The 15751-nt window shown below is 66.6% G+C and carries 12 protein-coding genes; 6 read left to right on the forward strand and 6 right to left on the reverse strand.

All coding sequences use genetic code 11. The features are described 5' to 3' along the window. Positions 1-67: 67 nt before the first annotated feature. The gene (locus tag AC07M7_RS03545; protein WP_495206747.1) at positions 68-2500 is read right to left on the reverse strand and encodes a TonB-dependent receptor plug domain-containing protein; all 2433 of its coding nucleotides are present in this window, start codon (positions 2498-2500) and stop codon (positions 68-70) included. A 215-nt stretch (positions 2501-2715) separates the two neighbouring features. Between AC07M7_RS03545 and AC07M7_RS03550 the strand changes: the two genes are divergently transcribed. The 4 genes from AC07M7_RS03550 to AC07M7_RS03565 all read left to right on the forward strand — a co-directional run bounded on the left by AC07M7_RS03550 (position 2716) and on the right by AC07M7_RS03565 (position 8231). Continuing rightward, complete coding sequence (locus tag AC07M7_RS03550; protein ID WP_253078786.1) at positions 2716-3198, forward strand: DUF3574 domain-containing protein; 483 nt, start codon at positions 2716-2718, stop codon at positions 3196-3198. Positions 3199-3234: 36 nt separating this feature from the next. Further along, positions 3235-4092: an SH3 domain-containing protein gene (locus AC07M7_RS03555; protein WP_482998738.1), complete on the forward strand. Its 858-nt coding sequence runs from the start codon at positions 3235-3237 to the stop codon at positions 4090-4092. Positions 4093-4201: 109 nt separating this feature from the next. Beyond that, a complete protein-coding gene (locus AC07M7_RS03560) occupies positions 4202-5920 on the forward strand; it encodes a thiamine pyrophosphate-dependent enzyme (RefSeq protein WP_495206748.1) in 1719 nt (572 codons plus the stop codon). A 706-nt stretch (positions 5921-6626) separates the two neighbouring features. Continuing rightward, on the forward strand, positions 6627-8231 hold the full coding sequence (locus AC07M7_RS03565) for a SulP family inorganic anion transporter (RefSeq protein WP_495206749.1): 1605 nt from the start codon (positions 6627-6629) through the stop codon (positions 8229-8231). A 79-nt stretch (positions 8232-8310) separates the two neighbouring features. On the opposite strand, the gene AC07M7_RS03570 is transcribed toward AC07M7_RS03565, so the two are convergent. Further along, positions 8311-9021, reverse strand: a complete 711-nt coding sequence (locus AC07M7_RS03570; protein ID WP_495206750.1) for a glutathione S-transferase — start codon at positions 9019-9021, stop codon at positions 8311-8313. A 170-nt stretch (positions 9022-9191) separates the two neighbouring features. Between AC07M7_RS03570 and AC07M7_RS03575 the strand changes: the two genes are divergently transcribed. Next, positions 9192-10016, forward strand: coding sequence for a DUF3014 domain-containing protein (locus tag AC07M7_RS03575; RefSeq protein WP_337302830.1), 825 nt, complete (start codon positions 9192-9194; stop codon positions 10014-10016). An 11-nt stretch (positions 10017-10027) separates the two neighbouring features. On the opposite strand, the gene AC07M7_RS03580 is transcribed toward AC07M7_RS03575, so the two are convergent. The 4 genes from AC07M7_RS03580 to AC07M7_RS03595 all read right to left on the reverse strand — a co-directional run bounded on the left by AC07M7_RS03580 (position 10028) and on the right by AC07M7_RS03595 (position 15514). Further along, positions 10028-11155 (reverse strand): cytochrome-c peroxidase, encoded by a 1128-nt coding sequence (locus tag AC07M7_RS03580; protein WP_495206751.1) that lies wholly within the window; start codon positions 11153-11155, stop codon positions 10028-10030. Between the two features lie 37 nt (positions 11156-11192). Then, on the reverse strand, positions 11193-13961 hold the full coding sequence (locus tag AC07M7_RS03585) for a TonB-dependent receptor (RefSeq protein WP_495206752.1): 2769 nt from the start codon (positions 13959-13961) through the stop codon (positions 11193-11195). A gap of 88 nt (positions 13962-14049) precedes the next feature. After that, on the reverse strand, positions 14050-15030 hold the full coding sequence (locus tag AC07M7_RS03590) for a FecR domain-containing protein (protein WP_495206753.1): 981 nt from the start codon (positions 15028-15030) through the stop codon (positions 14050-14052). Then, the gene (locus tag AC07M7_RS03595) at positions 15020-15514 is read right to left on the reverse strand and encodes a sigma-70 family RNA polymerase sigma factor (RefSeq protein WP_495206754.1); all 495 of its coding nucleotides are present in this window, start codon (positions 15512-15514) and stop codon (positions 15020-15022) included. The genes AC07M7_RS03590 and AC07M7_RS03595 overlap by 11 nt, the downstream gene beginning before the upstream one ends. 12 nt (positions 15515-15526) lie before the next feature. Between AC07M7_RS03595 and AC07M7_RS03600 the strand changes: the two genes are divergently transcribed. Beyond that, on the forward strand, positions 15527-15661 hold the full coding sequence (locus tag AC07M7_RS03600; RefSeq protein ID WP_495206755.1) for a hypothetical protein: 135 nt from the start codon (positions 15527-15529) through the stop codon (positions 15659-15661). Positions 15662-15751 lie beyond the last annotated feature (90 nt).

Below are 15751 nucleotides of genomic sequence, written 5' to 3' on the forward strand. Positions count from 1 at the left end.
CCCCCCCACTACCGTGTAGTGCGGACCAACGGTCCGCACCCACCGAAGGCAATCACACCCAATGCGATCAGAACGTATAGCGGACGCGGCCGTAGTAGTACGCGCCGTTGCTGCCGATCGGCGACAGCACGTCATACGGCAGGTTGCCGAAATAGTGGATATCGCTGTTGGATCGATCCGGGTAGTTGTCGGTCAGGTTCTGGCCGCCGATGGCCACGCTCCACTGCGGAGTGATGCGGTACTCGACTTCGGCATCCAGCTGCCATTCGGCCTGGTAGGTCTGGCGCGGGATGTAGCCGTCACCGAAGTTGAACACGCGGGTGGCGCTGCCGTAGCGGTTCACGCGGGTGCTCAGCGACCAGTGGTCGTTGCTCCAGGCGGCCGAGAAGCTGCCACGGGTGCGCGGCGTAGCATCGGTGAGGGTGTTGGTCTCTTCGATACCGAACAGCACGTAGTCCGGGTTCAGTGCACGGAGCTGTGCCGGCGTGGCCAGCACGTTCTTCAGTGTGGTCTTGGTGTACGCATAGGTGCCGGTCAGCAGCAGCTGACCGTTGCCCAGCGATTGCCGCCAGTTGCTCACCAGCTCGGCACCGCGGGTGCGGGTATCGGCGGCGTTGACGAAGAAACTGGCGCTCTGCAGGCCGGTGACGCCGTAGTTGGCCGCCACGTAGTCAGTCAGTGCATCGCCGGTGATGCTTTCCGACAGCGCGATGCGGTCGTCGATGTCGATCTGGAAGAAGTCCAGCGACAGGTCGAAGTGCTCGCCGATGCGGCTGGTGAAGCCCAGCGAGGTGTTGATCGACTTCTCCGGCTTCAGATTCTGCGCACCCAGGCCACGTGCGATCGGATTGTTGACCGACAGCAGTCGACCCTGCACCAGCTGGCCGCCGGCGTTGTAGCCGGTGGAGGTGGATTCGTAACCGATCTGCGCCAGCGACGGTGCGCGGAAGTTGTTGGAGATGGCGCCGCGCAGCGCGAACGCCGGGGTGAATTCGTAGCGCAGGCCGAGCTTGCCGGTCAGTTCGCCGCCGAAGTCGTCATTGTGCTCGTAGCGCGCGGCCAGGTCGGTGGAGAACTTCTCGCCGAACTGGCTGGACAGGCTGGCGTAGGCGCTGGCCACGTCGCGCGACAGGCGCGCCGCGTCCTGCGGGGTCAGGCCGCCACCGGCCTGCGAGCCGGTCGGGCGGTCGGTGTACGGGCCGGCCGCATAGCTGGCCGGGTCGCCGGGACGGGTCTGGTAGCGCTCATGGCGCGCTTCCACGCCCAGGCCCAGGGTGTGGCTGATGCTGTCGCTCTGGGTGAACACGCGGCTCAGGTCGAGGTTGCCCACGGTCTGTGCGTATTCGTAGTCGGCGGTCTTGAAGCGGGTCGGGCTGGTCGGGCCCAGCGATGCGTTGAGCGAATCACGCAGGCGGTAGGTGAAATCGTTCTGCCCGTAATCCAGGCTGCCGTCGTAGCTCCACTCACCCCATTGGCCGCGCACGCCGGCTACGGCCTGCACGTCGCGGTTCTCGCCTTCGGAGATCGGTCGGTAACCGTTCGGATAGACCTCTTTCCAGTTGGCATCGCCATCGGGATAGCGGAAGTAGTTCGCGCCTTCGGTATCCCGCTGGTTGAAGGTACCGAACGCGTAGAACGTCGACGTCTGGCCCACCGGGATCTCGGTGTTCAGCCACAGGTTGATGTCCTTGCTCTTGCCATCACCCAGCACGTAGTTGCGCTTGCCCTGCAGCGCCAGGTTGTCCGGCGTCTGGTCCCACGGCGGAATCTGGTCGAAGCCGGCACGGTTGGTGCCGTTGCGGTGCTTGTACTCCAGGCCGACGCGCAGGAAGCCGCCGTCCTCGCCCAGCGAAGTGCCGACCTTGGCGCTGATGTTGCCGGTCTGGCCATCGGTGAGGGTACGGCCGATCGGCTTGAGGTCGGTGTGGTTGGCACCGTAGCTGGCCTCGATCTCGCCACCGTCGCCGCCGTTGTCGAGGATCACGTTGATCACGCCGGCCACCGCATCGGAGCCGTACAGCGCACCGGCGCCGTCGCGAAGCACTTCGATGCGCTTGATCGCGCTGACGGGGATCGAATTGAAGTCGACCGGGGTGGTGCCCTTGCCGATCTTGCTGTCGGTGTTGACCAGCGCAGTGTGGTGGCGGCGCTTGCCATTGATCAGCACCAGCACCTGGTCCGGCGACAGGCCACGCAACTGTGCCGCGCGCACGTGGTCGGCGCCGCCGGAGTTGGACTGGCGCGGGAAGTTGAACGACGGCAGAAGCGCCTGCAGCGCACTGCCCAGTTCACCGTTGACCACGCCGGCCTTGCGGATGTCCTCGGCGGTGAGCACATCCACCGGCGAGGTGGATTCGAGCACGGTGCGGTCGGCGGCGCGGGTGCCGGTGACGATCACCGTGTCCAGGTTGGTGGCGTCCTGGGCCAGGGCCGGGGCGGCGGCAGAAAGCGCGAGGGAGATGGCGAGGCCGAGTGGCGACGCAGGCAGGCGGACGGACATGGGGACTCCAGCAACAACGACGACAGGGAAGGGGGAGATGGTTTCACTTACATCCATCCGGATGAAGCGATATATTATCTTCGCGTGATGGCCGGTGTCGATGCAAGTCCCTGCCGTCCCGGCATGAGCTGATGCCCTGCTGGCATCAGCACGCCGGGCCGGTGGCGCTGTACGCTGCCGGCTCGCCTCTGTCCCCCTTCCCCGGAGCTGTATTGATGAAACACCTTGGCCTCGTCTTCGCCGTGCTGCTGGCCACCAGCGGCTGCGCCAGCCTGTCCTCGCAGGCGCCCAGCGCCTATGCCACGGCCACCACCGCCGAACTGAAGGGCGATGCCGCCCGCCCGTCCGCCGGCCACGGCTGGGTGCGCAGCGAGCTGTACTTCGGCGTGGGCGAGGAGCAGGGCGCCGGCAACCGCCCGCAGGCCGACACCATCAGCGATGCGCAGTGGCGCACTTTCCTGGACAAGGAAGTGACCCCGCGCTTCCCGGATGGCCTGACCGTGTTCGATGCCTACGGCCAGTGGCTGTTCCGCGGCGATGCCAGCCCCAACCGCTTGCGTACCAAGGTGCTGGTGGTGCTGCACGAGGACACCCCGCAGCGCCGCGCCGATATCGAAGCGATCCGCCTGGCGTGGAAGCAGCAGACCAAGCATCAGTCGGTGCTGTGGTCGCGGCAGCCGGTCGAGGTATCGTTCTGACCTGAAGGGGCCATCGTGGCGCCACAGGGATGGACGATGAAACACAGGGACTACGTGCTGGGCCTGCTGCTGGCAGGCCTGTGGCTGCCGACGGCGGAGGCGAATGAGGGCGACGGCGAAACGCTACGCTTCCAGGTCGCCGCTCACGTGCAGGCACACGCCGATCCCCAGCAGGACGGCAGCATCGCGGTGCAGTTGTCGCCGTCGGGCAAGCGCCAGAATCTGGCGGGCGCGGCGGATGCGGACGGCAATTCGCGATGGGGTCTGGAGGACGTCGATTTCGATGGCTACCCGGAATTGATTGCACGTGCATCGGTGGGCATGGTCAACGAAGCGGTGGCGGTGTACCGCTTCGATCCGGCCAGTGCCGGGTTCCGCGCGCTGCAGGCCGACACCCACGGCAAGGACAGTTGCGGCGACTTGATGGGGCTGACTGTCGATCGTTCGAGCCGCACCCTGACCAGCAGCTGCCGCAGCGGTCCGATGTGGTACACCGATCAGTACCGGTTTGCAGGTACGAAGCTCTATCTGTACCGCTCCGAGAGCGTGTTGATGCTGGGCGATACGCTGAACGCCGCGCTGCATTGGGTGCAGACCGACGAGCAGGGGCCGTTGGCAGTCTGGCGCACCTATGATGCCGCCGGAAACGTGCTTGAGACGGCCATTGCCGATGGCCTGGGCGCACCGCCCGACGGACCGCTGCGTGGCCAGCAGGCCTCCGTGCTGGCGGCGCGCCTGTTCCTGTTCGACCGGCCCGGTGCATCCAGCACCAAGCGTTACCTGGTGCAGGGCGACCGTGTGGAAATGCTGGATGAACAGGATGGCTGGATGAAGCTGCGCTACCACAACCCGAAGCAGGGCACGGTGGTGGGCTGGATCAACGTCAACGATTGACGAGACATCCGTCTGAAGTTTGCGCATCGAGGCGATGCGCGCCTTGCCCACGGGGGCATCACTTCACCGGGTCTAGCCTCGGAGGTTCCCCCGTTCGAGGATGTATCCGATGAGCAAGCGCGTGGCCGAAATCGTGGTGGACGCCCTGCAGCAGGCCGGTGTCCGTCGTTGCTACGGCATCGTGGGCGATACGCTCAATCATGTTACCGATGCGATGCATGGCAGCGAGATCGCTTGGGTGCACGTACGCCATGAAGAAGTGGCAGCGTTCGCTGCCGGCGCCGATTCGCTGGTCAGCGGCCAGTTGACGGCGTGTGCTGGCTCCTGCGGGCCCGGTGGCCTGCATTTCATCAATGGCATCTTCGAGAGCAACCGCAACCGGGCGCCGATGGTGCTGATCGCCAGCCAGATCGTCACCAGCGAGCTGGGCATGGAGTTCCCGCAGGAAGTGGACTTCAAGGCGGTGTATGGCAGCTGCACGGTGTTCTGCGAACAGGTGCACAGCGCCGAACAGGCGCGACGCGTGGTGGCGCTGGCCTGCCAGGCCGCGATCAGCCGTCGCGGCGTCGCCGTAGTGATCCTGCCGGCTGACATCAGCGAGGCCGAGGTGAAGCACGATGTGCCGTTCTCGGTGCACTACACCCAGCCGGTGCTGCGTCCATCCGACACCGAGCTGCAGCACATCGCCGAGCTGCTGGGGCAGGGCAAGCGCATCGGCATCTATGCCGGCGCCGGTTGCCAGGGGGCACATGCGCAGCTGCTGGAACTGGCGCGGCGCCTGCAGGCACCGGTGGCGCACACCTCGCGCGCCAAGGATTTCGTCGAACCGGACAACCCGTACAACATGGGCATGACCGGCATCTTCGGCATCGAATCCGGCTTCCACACACTGATGGAGTGCGACACGCTGCTGCTGCTCGGCGCTGATTTCGCTTGGGGCCAGTTCTATCCGGACAAGGCGACGATCATCCAGGTCGACCGCGATGGCAGCCACCTCGGCCGCCGCCATCCGGTGAACCTTGGCGTGGTCGGTGATATCGCGCCGACGCTGGACGCCTTGCTGCCGATGCTGACGCCGCGCGAGGACAGCAGTTTCCTGGACGAGTGCATCGAGCGCCGTGACAAGGCACTGAAAAAGCGCGAGAAGGAAGAGCAGCCCGGTGAGGGCGAGCTGATCCATCCGCAGCACCTGACCGCGCTGCTGTCGAAATATGCCACCGATGATGCACTGTTCACCGCCGACGGTGGCTCGCCGATGGTGTGGGTGTTGCGCCACATCCGCGTCAACGGCCGCCGCCGCACGCTGACCAGCCTGCTGCACGGCACGATGGCCAATGCGATGCCACAGGCACTGGGCCTGCAGAAGGCGTTCCCGGGCCGGCAGGTGATCTCGCTGTCCGGCGATGGTGGCCTGGCGATGCTGCTGGGCGATCTGTTGACGGCCGTGCAGGAAAACCTGCCGATCAAGGTGGTGGTGTTCAACAACGGCTCGTTGAATTTCGTCGAGCTGGAGCAGAAGGTGGAGGGGCTGTTGGACAACTACACCGACCTGAAAAACCCGGACTTCGGCCGCCTGGCCGAAGTGATCGGCTTCCACGGCCGCACCGTGACCCGCAGCGAGGACCTGGAGGAAGCGGTGCAGGACTTCCTGTCCCAGCGTGGCCCGGCGCTGCTGGACGTGCACACCAGCCGCGCCGAGCTGGTGATGCCGCCGCAGATCGAAGCCAAGCAGGTGGCCGGCACGGCGTTGTACGCGGCCAAGGCGGTGTTGAACGGCCGCTTCGACGACGTGAAGCATCTGCTGGTGGAAAACTTCCTGAAGAAGTAGGGGGTTGGTTGATGCAGGGCGGCGCCCTGCACCCGCCGAAACGGTAGTGCCGGCCGCTGGCCGGCAACAGCAACAGCAGAAGCGGGTTTCCTGAGGAATGGCAGGGTGGGCCCGGTTGCGGGGGACGCCGTGAACCCGTCCCTGGGGGCTTGGCCGCGGCATCCATGCCGCGGACACCCCCACAACCGGACCCACCCCGCCTTCGACAGTTTCCTGCGATCTGTCGGAACGGCATATTGCACTGGAGGGTGTCGACTATGGTCGACACGGTGGATCCACGCCATGTGTGGATAACGGAAGAATGATCGAAATGATCTTCTGTAGGCCCGAACCATGCTCGGCTCTGAGGCTTCGCGTACAGCAGCCGAGTATGGGCTCGGCTCTACAACGAGCGCCTGCCTTTGCTTTTGATCTCTTGATTCTCTTCCGTGGCCGCCGCGCGCAGGAAACTGTCAGGGGCTGTGCGGGGTGGGCTGCGCAGGACCGTTGGCGCCATGGATGGCGCCATCGAGCCCCCAGGGACGGGTTCACGGCGTGTCCTGCGCAGCCCACCCCGCACGGCCCATTCCGATAAACCCGCTGTCCGCGACCAACCCAGCCACGAGGGGCTCCGCCGTTGGCTGGAACCCATCATTCCACAGCGGAATTGGCGCCCGCGCCCCGCTGGGCCTACCATCGGCGGTCCCCACCCCCACCGCCCCCTTCCATGTCCGCTCCCGCTTCCGCCGCACCGCGTCGCTGGTTCGTCGCCGGCGACTTCAACGGCTTCTTCGGCCTGGTCGTCGACAACCTCTCCATCCTCGGCTTCATCGCCATGGCCCTGGTCGGGATCTTCCAGTTCCCCGCCGACGTAGTGTTCGGCCGCATGTTCCCCGGCACTGCCTTCGGCGTGCTGGTTGGCAACCTGCTGTACACCCTGATGGCGCGCCGCCTGGCCACGCGCACCGGCCGCGACGATGTCACCGCCATGCCGCTCGGCCTGGATGCACCGACCAGCATCGGCATGGCCCTGCTGGTGCTCGGTCCTGCTTTCATTGCGTTCAAGCAGCAGGGCATGGACCCGCATGCCGCGGGTATCGCGACCTGGCAGCTGGGCATGGCCGCGCTGGTCATCATGGGCGTGCTCAAGTTCGTGCTGTCATTCTTCGGCGAAGCGGTCACCCGCGCGCTGCCGCGTGCTGCGCTGCTGGGCTCCATCGCCGGCATCGCGCTGGTGCTGATGGGCCTGCTGCCGCTGCTGGAAACGCTGCGCTCGCCGCTGGTCGGCTTCACGACGCTGGGCCTGCTGCTGTATGTGCTGATCGCCAAGGGCAAGCTGCCGGTGCGTGGCCCGGGCGTGCTATTGGCCTTCGTGTTCGGCACCGTGCTGTATTACGGCCTTGGCCTGGCCGGGCTCGGCGCACCGGGCTTCCACGTACCGGAGTGGGTGCCGCCGCAGGTGGTGCTGCCGCTGCCGACGCTGGGCTTCCTCGACGGCCTGCCCACCGCGATGACCTACCTGCCGCTGCTGCTGCCGTTCGGCCTGCTGATGGTGGTCGGTGGCATCAACGTCTCCGAAAGCGCACGCGCGGCCGGTGATGATTACCGCACCCGCGACATCCTGCTGGTGGAAGCGGTGGCCACGCTGGTGGCTGGTGTCTGTGGCGGCGTCGCTCAGACCACGCCATACATCGGCCAGCCGGCGTACAAGCACATGGGCGCACGCAGCGGCTACACGCTGCTGACCGGCCTGTTCGTCGGCATCGGCGGCATGCTTGGCATCATCTCCGGGCTGGTGCAGTGGCTGCCGCTGGCGGTGCTGGCGCCGATCATCGTGTACGTGGCCATCGACATCACCACCCAGGCCTTCCAGGCCACGCCGCGTCACCATACCGGTGCGATGGTGTTCGGTTTCCTGCCGTCGGTGGCCTACCTGCTGGCGATCAAGGCGCCGGGCTGGATCGCGCCGGACCAGTTGCCGCAGCTGCTGACCAAGCTCGACGGCCACGGCCTGCCGGAGCTGGCGGTGATCTTCACCCTCGGCAATGGCTTCATCATCACTTCGATGCTGTGGATCTCGGCGGTGGCGGCAATGGTCGATGGCCGTCTGCGCCGTGCCTGCGGCTTCCTGTTGGTGGCCGCCGTGCTGACCCTGTTCGGCCTGATCCACTCGGTGGACCCGCGCGGTGGCATCTATCTGCCTTGGGAGCTGGAAGGGCTGGCACGCATCATCAGCTGGCAGTTCGCCGGCGCCTACGTGGCACTGGCAGTGCTGCTGGGCCTGCTGTCGCTGCAGAAGCAGGCGGTGAAGCCGCTGGGTGAAAACAGCTGACCCCAAGTTAGTGCCGGCCGCTGGCCGGCATCCTCATGGACCTCGGACGCAGTGTGCAGCTGCCGGCCAGCGGCCGGCACTACCGCTCCCCATCCAGCTCCGGGTAGTGGCGGAAGATGCCATTGGTGTTGAACGGCAAGCGCCGTTCCGAGGCCAGGTAGGCGGCAATGGCCTGCCGCTTCGCCACCCGCTCCTGCAGCGCACGCAGCAGGGGCAGGGTTGGGCCCAGTGCCTGCATGCGGCGTGGGAACATGTAATCCAGCCCGCTCAGCAGCTGGAACAGCGACAGATCCACGTAGGAATGCTCGCGCAGCGTATGGCGGCCGCCATTGGCGGCCAGCACCTGCTCGAAATAGCCGAGGAACTTCGGCAGCCGTTCGCTGCGCAGAGAGGCGGCGCGTGCCTTGGCTTCGATCTTCTGCTCTTCGTAGTACTTCGATACGGCGATCGGATGGTGGGTGTCATGCACCTCGGCCACCAGATCGGCGATGGTCAGCTGCAACTGCAGCGCCTGCATCCGCCGGGAGGCCGCCTGTGGCACCAGGTCCAACGTCGGGCCAAGGAAATCCAGGATCGCCGCGACCTGTGCGATGACCTGGCGGCCGGCCTTCAGGAATGGCGGCGCGAATGGCTGCGTCCCCTCGCTTTTCCCATCAAGGAAAGGTTGCATCACTGCATCGCCGTGTACCCGTGCCATGTCGATGTAGTCGGCGCCGGCATCTTCCAGCGCCAGCCGCACGAATTCACCGCGGCCCTGGATGCCGGTCCAGTAGTACAGCGCGTATTGCATGGCAACGTCTCCACACGACAAGAGCAACAGCCTCGCGCGCGGCGTGCAAAGCAGGCGTGAGCGTGGCTGCAGGTCCTGCCCAACCCAAACCGCAGCCGAACGAAGGGGGAACCCTCGCCGACACGGGGGGTCACACCATCTCCATGCGTGTGAAAACGAGGTGCTGCATCATGCAGAGTGGAAAGGCGGTATGGCCCTGGGTGCTGGGCGTGGTGGTGATCGGCGGTGCGGGCGGGTGGTTGTTCCGCGATCAGCTGAAGAGCCTGGCGGACGGCGTTTCGGTGCCGGTGCAATCCACTCCCGCCAGCAGCGCTGCACCTCCACAGCCAATGACGGCCGAGCAACAGGCCCCGGCACCTCCACCGATCAGGCACCCGCTGGAGACAGAGGCGGCCGCTGATCCAGCACTGCCGAAACTGGCCGACAGCGATGCCGCTGCCTGGGGCGCGCTGAGCCAGCTGTTCCAGGGCGAGGGCCCGCTGACCCTGCTGTTGCGCGATCATCTGATCCAGCGCCTGGTCACCCAGGTCGACAACCTGGACAAGCCGAGCGTGCCGCCGACCGCACTGGCCGCGCGGCCGCTGCCGGGCAACCTGCAGGTCGAGGCGGGTGAGGGCGGCGAACGCATCGCCGCCAGCAACGCGACGCGCTATGCGCCCTACGTGCAGGCATTTACCGCGCTCGACCCGGCGGCAACGGCCACGGCCTACAAGCGCTTCTATCCGCTGATCCAGCAGGCCTACGTCGATCTTGGCCGGCCCGACGGCTATTTCAACGACCGTCTGGTGGCGGTGATCGACCACTTGCTGGACACCCCGGAGCTGGCCCAGCCGCCGTTGGTGGAACGCGACGAGCGTGGCCGCTACCGCTTCGTCGACGCCACCCTGCAGTCGCGCTCGATCGGGCAGAAAGCCCTGCTGCGCATGGATGTGGCGCAGGCAAGGGCCATCAAGCAGCAGCTGCGGGCGATCCGTACTGCCATCACCCGCGGCTGAGCCTGCAGGCGTCAGAGGGCCTGCAGGAAGGCTTCGATGTCCTGCAGGTCCCGCCTGCTGAGCCCGCGCGGACGCAGCAACGGATCGGGTGCCGGGAAGGGGGCTGCGTCTGGCGGGAGACCCGCCGGAGCCCGCGGTCGGGCACCGCCCACGTTGTAGAACGCCAGCACGCCAGACAATTTCGGGATCATGCCGTTGTGCATGTAGGGCGCTGTGGCGGCAACGCCACGCAGCGACGGTGTACGGAAACGGCCGCTGTCGGCGGGATCACCGGTGACCTCATAACGCCCCAGATCCTGCCGCGAACGCCCGTGGAAATGCAGGCCCAGATTGTGGAAGCCGTTGTCGGTCAGCGCCGCCCCGCTGTGGCAGTTCATGCAGCCGGCCTGCGTGCGGAACAGGTGCAGGCCACGCAGCTGGGCATCGTCCAGCGCACGCGCATTGCCAAGCAGGAAGCGATCAAAGCGACTGTTGCGTGGCGACAGGCTGCGTTCGAACGCGGCGATGGCCTGGCCGAGCTGCGCGGCATCGATGCGCGGCTGCGCGAACACCTCGTTGAACGCACGACGGTAGGACGCATCCCGGCGCAAGCGACGCACGGCGCCCTGCGTGGTGAAGCCCATTTCGACGGGATCGGCGATCGGATGCAGCGCCTGCGCCTCCAGCGTGGCGGCGCGCCCATCCCAGAATAGCGGCGCCACGTGCGCACTGGCCACCACGCTGGGTGCATTGCGGCGACCGGGCTGGCGGTCGTGGCCGAACGATACGCGGCGGCCATCGGCCCAGCCCAGGTCCGGGTCATGGCAACTGGCACAGGCCAATTGCCGCGACTTCGAAAGAACCGGATCGAAAAACAGCCGACGGCCCAAGGCGAGTTTTGCGGGCGTTGATGGATGGCCGGGTGGATCGGCCGGGGCAGGTAACGGAGCCAGCTCCTGCCAGGCGACGCCGGGTTCCACCTCTGGCGCTGGCCACTGCATGCTGGGGTTGCTGTAGAGCGCGCGCAGGCAGGCGCTGTCCGGACGCGCGGGAAGCACGTCGGGGCACGGGGTATGACGCGCAGGTGCAGGCATGCCCGCGCCGCCCAGCAACAGGGCGGCGACGGGCAGCAGCAGACGCAGGCTTGGATAGGCGCGCATGCATGACGCCGGTACGGCGTTCAACGGCACGATGCAGTCAGTAGCGGTAGCCCACTTCCAGCCAGAACTGCCGTCCGATGTCATACAGCGGTGCGTTGCCAACGGCGGAGGATGCGCCGTAGACATTGCGCCGGTTCAGTACATTGGTGATGTCCACATTCGCGTAGACCGTTCCGGCCTGGGCGGACAGCTCGCGTTCCCAACCCAGGCGGACGTTCCAGGTCAGCGACGGGGAGAACTGCCGCTCCTCCCATACGTCGATGCGCTCGCCCTGGTACATCTCGGTCAGCGAAGTCCTGGCGATCCGGCGGTAGCCGGCCGAGTAGGTCAGCATGTTGGTCACGGTCAGGTCCAGCGGTGCAATGCGGGTGATCGTGTTCACGCGCGCCGACCACGGGCGTGTGTAGTTGTCGGCGGGCTTCTGCTGGTAGCGCATGTAGCGGCCGTCGTAGCGGATCCATGGGTTCAGGTAGAACTGGTCGGCGCTGTCGTCGTAGAACGGCACCGCCTTGCGCACGTCGGTCCAGTCCAGAGAGAGCAGCGCCTGGGTATGCGTCGCCCCGGCTGTCCAGCCGCGCAGCGGCTGCGCGGTCAGGGAATAGATGTTGCTCAGGCCACTGCCGGTGCTGGACCAGGTGCTGTAATTGCCGGCCAATGTGGGGTCGTCGGGTGTGATGCCGGTGATGCGCCCGCTCACGTTGATGACCTGATCGCGCAGCCGGCGGTTGACGGCCTTCAGGTTGAAGCGCCAACCCGCCCAATCCTGACGCCACGCGAGCATCAGCTCATCGGCATAGCCCACCTTGTCGATGTTGAAGTAGGTGTCATTTCCGGCCTGGGTGCCGGTGGTCCACGCCCCGTTCAGGCTGGTACGGCGTTCGTTGTTGTAGCGCAGCCGGTTGACACCATCGCGCAGCTTCCAGGTGGCCATGTTGCGGCCGTAGTAGCGGTTGGCGCCTGCGGTGAGCAGGGTGCCATCGCGCGGCTCCCAGCTCAGCGCGAAGCGGGGTGCGATGGTGGTCTGCCCGATGTAGCTGTCGCGCTCGATGCGCAGACCCGGACGGATCGAGACCGCGCCGTAGCGCATGTCGTCGTCGATGTGTGCGGCGAAGCTCTCCACGTCGAAGCCGATGTGGCCGGTGGCGTAGCGGGTACGGCGGGTGAAGTACTGGCCTGGCCAGCCTGCTGCCGCGGTCAGGCCCATGTCACAGGCGGTATCGATCTCGCCGGAGTTGAGGGTGCACGTCGTGGTGCGGGCCGGTGTGACATAGGTGCTGTTCTCGGTCAGGCGACGATAGTCGAACCTCTGCCGGGTCAGCTCCACGCCCGTGGTCAGCTGGTGGACCCCACCGCCAAGGTCGAAGGCGTGGGTCTGTGCCTGCGCGCTGTAGGTAAGACGTCGTTGCCGTTGTTCGATGTCACCGAACTCGCCTTCCAGCGTGGACGCGTTGGTGCCCCAGTCCTTGCTGGCCGAGCGCAGCCAGGTGAAATAGTCATCGCTCTGCGCATCACGCGACTGCTCGGTGCCGCTCCAGCTTAGGCGCTGGGTGATCGTGCCCCAGTCCGCCTGCCAGGTGGCTCCCAGGTTGATCATCGTGCCGCCGCTGTCGATGCGCACGCCGGCGCCGCGGATGTTGGACCGGAACAGCTGGTTCTCCGATGGCGCATGCGTGACGGACGCATCGACGGTCAGCCGGTCGCTGGCCTCCCAGACCGCCTTCAGCATCGCCTGGTCCGAGCGTTGGCGCTGTACTTCGCGTTCCGAGCCGTAGCTGTCCACCAGGTGTGCGGAATAGAAGTAGGTGGGAATCGAGGAGCGCTTGCGGGTGAAGTTGGCCAGTACGCCCAGCGTATCGGTCACCTTGCCTTCCAGCGTGGCGCGCCATGTTTCCTTGGTGAACTCGGGTTGACCATCGCCCCACGAAGAAGCATTGGCATAGTCCTCGCGCATGCTTTCATCCAGCAGGTAGCGGGTCCAGGACGAGCGCGTGGTCTGGTAGGACACGCTGCCGGAAATGGCGTCCTTCGGCTTGCGCACGTTGGCCTCGATGACGCCACCGCTGAATCCGCCGTAGGCCGCCGGCACGTTGCTGTCCAGCACGGTCAGGTCGGCCAGCAGGTCGGTGTCCAGGGCGAAGGCCTGGCTGTTGCCGGGGGCGGTCGCCAGGCGGTAGGGCGATGGATCGCCACCGGGATCGATGTCGTTGTTGAAGTTCATGCCATCGACCACGAAGGCATTCTGGTAGAACGGCGCACCATTGATGCTTACATTGGCCGGCGAGATGTCGCCGGGGGTGAAGCTGCTCAACTGGGCGTTGTCGAACTGGACGGCGGGGTTGATCCTCAACAGGCGCCCGATGTCACCGTTGCCGGTGGCCTGGGCATGCATGTAGTCCTCGTCCAGGCGCAGGCCTTCGGCATAGCGGAACGGCTGCACTTCACCGCTCACGCGCAGTGGCAGGGTCTTTCGCGCTGCTGACACCGGTACAACGTTGCCCGCCGCCTGCAGCGTGTAGCTGCCGTCTGCGCCAGGCTGGATGCGCAGGCCGGTACCGGTCAGCAGGCGTGCAAAGCCCTGTTCGGTGCTGAAGGTACCCGACAGTGCCGGTGCCATGCGTCCGGCGGCCAGCGCGGGGTCGAAGGACAGGGCGATACCACGCTGGGCAGCGAAGGTGCTCAGGGCCAGGCCGAGCGGGCTGGCGGCCTGTTCGGTAGCGGCTACGGCCTGCAGCGATGCCACCTGGGCAAACACCGGCGTGGTCGCCAGAGCAATGGCCAGCAGGCTCAGCCGGAAGGGTCGGATCATGGAGGGCATGGAGGGCACGTAAGGAAGGGATTCACTCCCTCTGCCACCCGGACGCGGAAAAAGTGTCACTGCTGGCGATGCGGCCCGCTCACCGTGGCGTTCCTGCGCGCAGCCGCGTCCACAGTCCCGCTGGTCCGCGCTGGATCTCCAGTCCGTGGACGGCTGCCAGCATGGCTACGGCGCGGTCCAGGTCATCCACGGGGAATGCACCTGACACCCGCTGGGATGCGATCGCATCGTCGCAGCCCAGCCAGCCGGATTGATAGCGGCCCAGCTGTTCCAGCACGCGGCGCAGGGGCTGCGCATCGACCACCAGCATGCCGTGGCGCCAGGCGTCGACGGCCGGTGCGATGGCCTGCACCGACGCGAAGGCATCTGCGCGGAAGCTCAGCTGCCTTCCGGCATCGACGACACGCTGTTGCCCTGTTGCGGCCAACATGACCCGTACCGTTCCTTCGAGCACGGCCACTACGGTGGTCGCATCGGCATGCTGCACATTGAAGCGCGTGCCCAGGGCCTGCATGCGCCCTGCCGGACTGGCGAGCACGAAGGGACGCGCCGGTCGCCGGGAATCTGCGGCGGTTTCCACCAGCACCTGTCCGTGCCGCAGCCGCAGCAGGCGCTGCTGGTCATCAAAGGCGATGTCCATGGCGGTATCGGTGTCCAGGAGCAGCACGCTGCCGTCGTCCAGTACATGGCGCAGGCGCTCGCCCACGGCCGTGCGTGCGCTGGCATCCCATGCGGCCTCGTCGTACATTCGCCAGGCCAGCCAGCCACCCAGCGGGGCGACCAGCAGTGCGGCCACACTGCGCAGCAGCGCGCGCCGGCCCGGCGAGGGCGCGCGTTGCAGTGCGCTGTGGGCCAATGGCGGTGGCACCTGCCCGCTCAGCGCCAGCAGACGCTCCGCGCGCTGCCACGCACGTGCATGGTCGGGATCGGCATCGTGCCAGCGCTGCCACCGCGCGCGCTGCGCCGCGCTGCCGTCTTCGTGTAGGCGCATCAGCCAGTCGGCGGCCTGCTCCAGCACACGTGGCGGTAGGGCCGGTGCGGTGGCGGTCTCAGCCGGCATGCGCAAGGCAGCCAAGCAGCGCCCGCTTCATGTGCCGCTTCACCGTGGACAACGACAACCCCAGCTGTTCGCTGATGGCCTCATAGCGAAGCCCATCGAACTGCGCCAGCAGGAACACCCGGCGCGCCATCGCCGGCAACCCGTCCAGCATCGCATCGATCTGCTGCAGGGCCTCACGTACGAGGGCCTGTTCTTCCAGCGAGGGCAACACCGGCTCTGGAAACTGGGCCAGGTATTGCAGGTAGGCGCGCTCCAGCGCCTGGCGGCGGAACCAGTTGGCGGCCAGCCCGCGCGCTACCGTGGTCAGGAAGGCACGGGGCTCACGCAGGGCAGCGAGATCGCGCCCCTGCAGCAGCCGCGCGAAGGTGTCCTGGGTGAGATCGTCAGCCACATCGCGATTGCCCACGCGCCCGCTCAGCCAGCCGTGCAGCCAGAGGCGATGGTCGCGGTACAGCATGCCCAGTTGTTCGTGTCGGGGGCCCATGAAAGGGGATGCGTGGCTTTGATCGAAATGAGAATGATTCGCAAGTATCGCATCCGCGATGCCCGGATTCCAGTGCTTGGCGCGCAGTGGCTTGCGCTGGATCAACGCGCCGACCACACCCGCTCCGGCATGCTGGCGGCAGGCTGACTGGCCTCGGGGTGCAGTCGCAGCCACCCTTGAAACGGGGTGGGGCAACCGCATCTTTCCAGCATCGCCGGCGTAGGCCGGCCCTGATGA

This window comes from Stenotrophomonas sp. GW821-FHT09E08 (assembly GCF_059416125.1).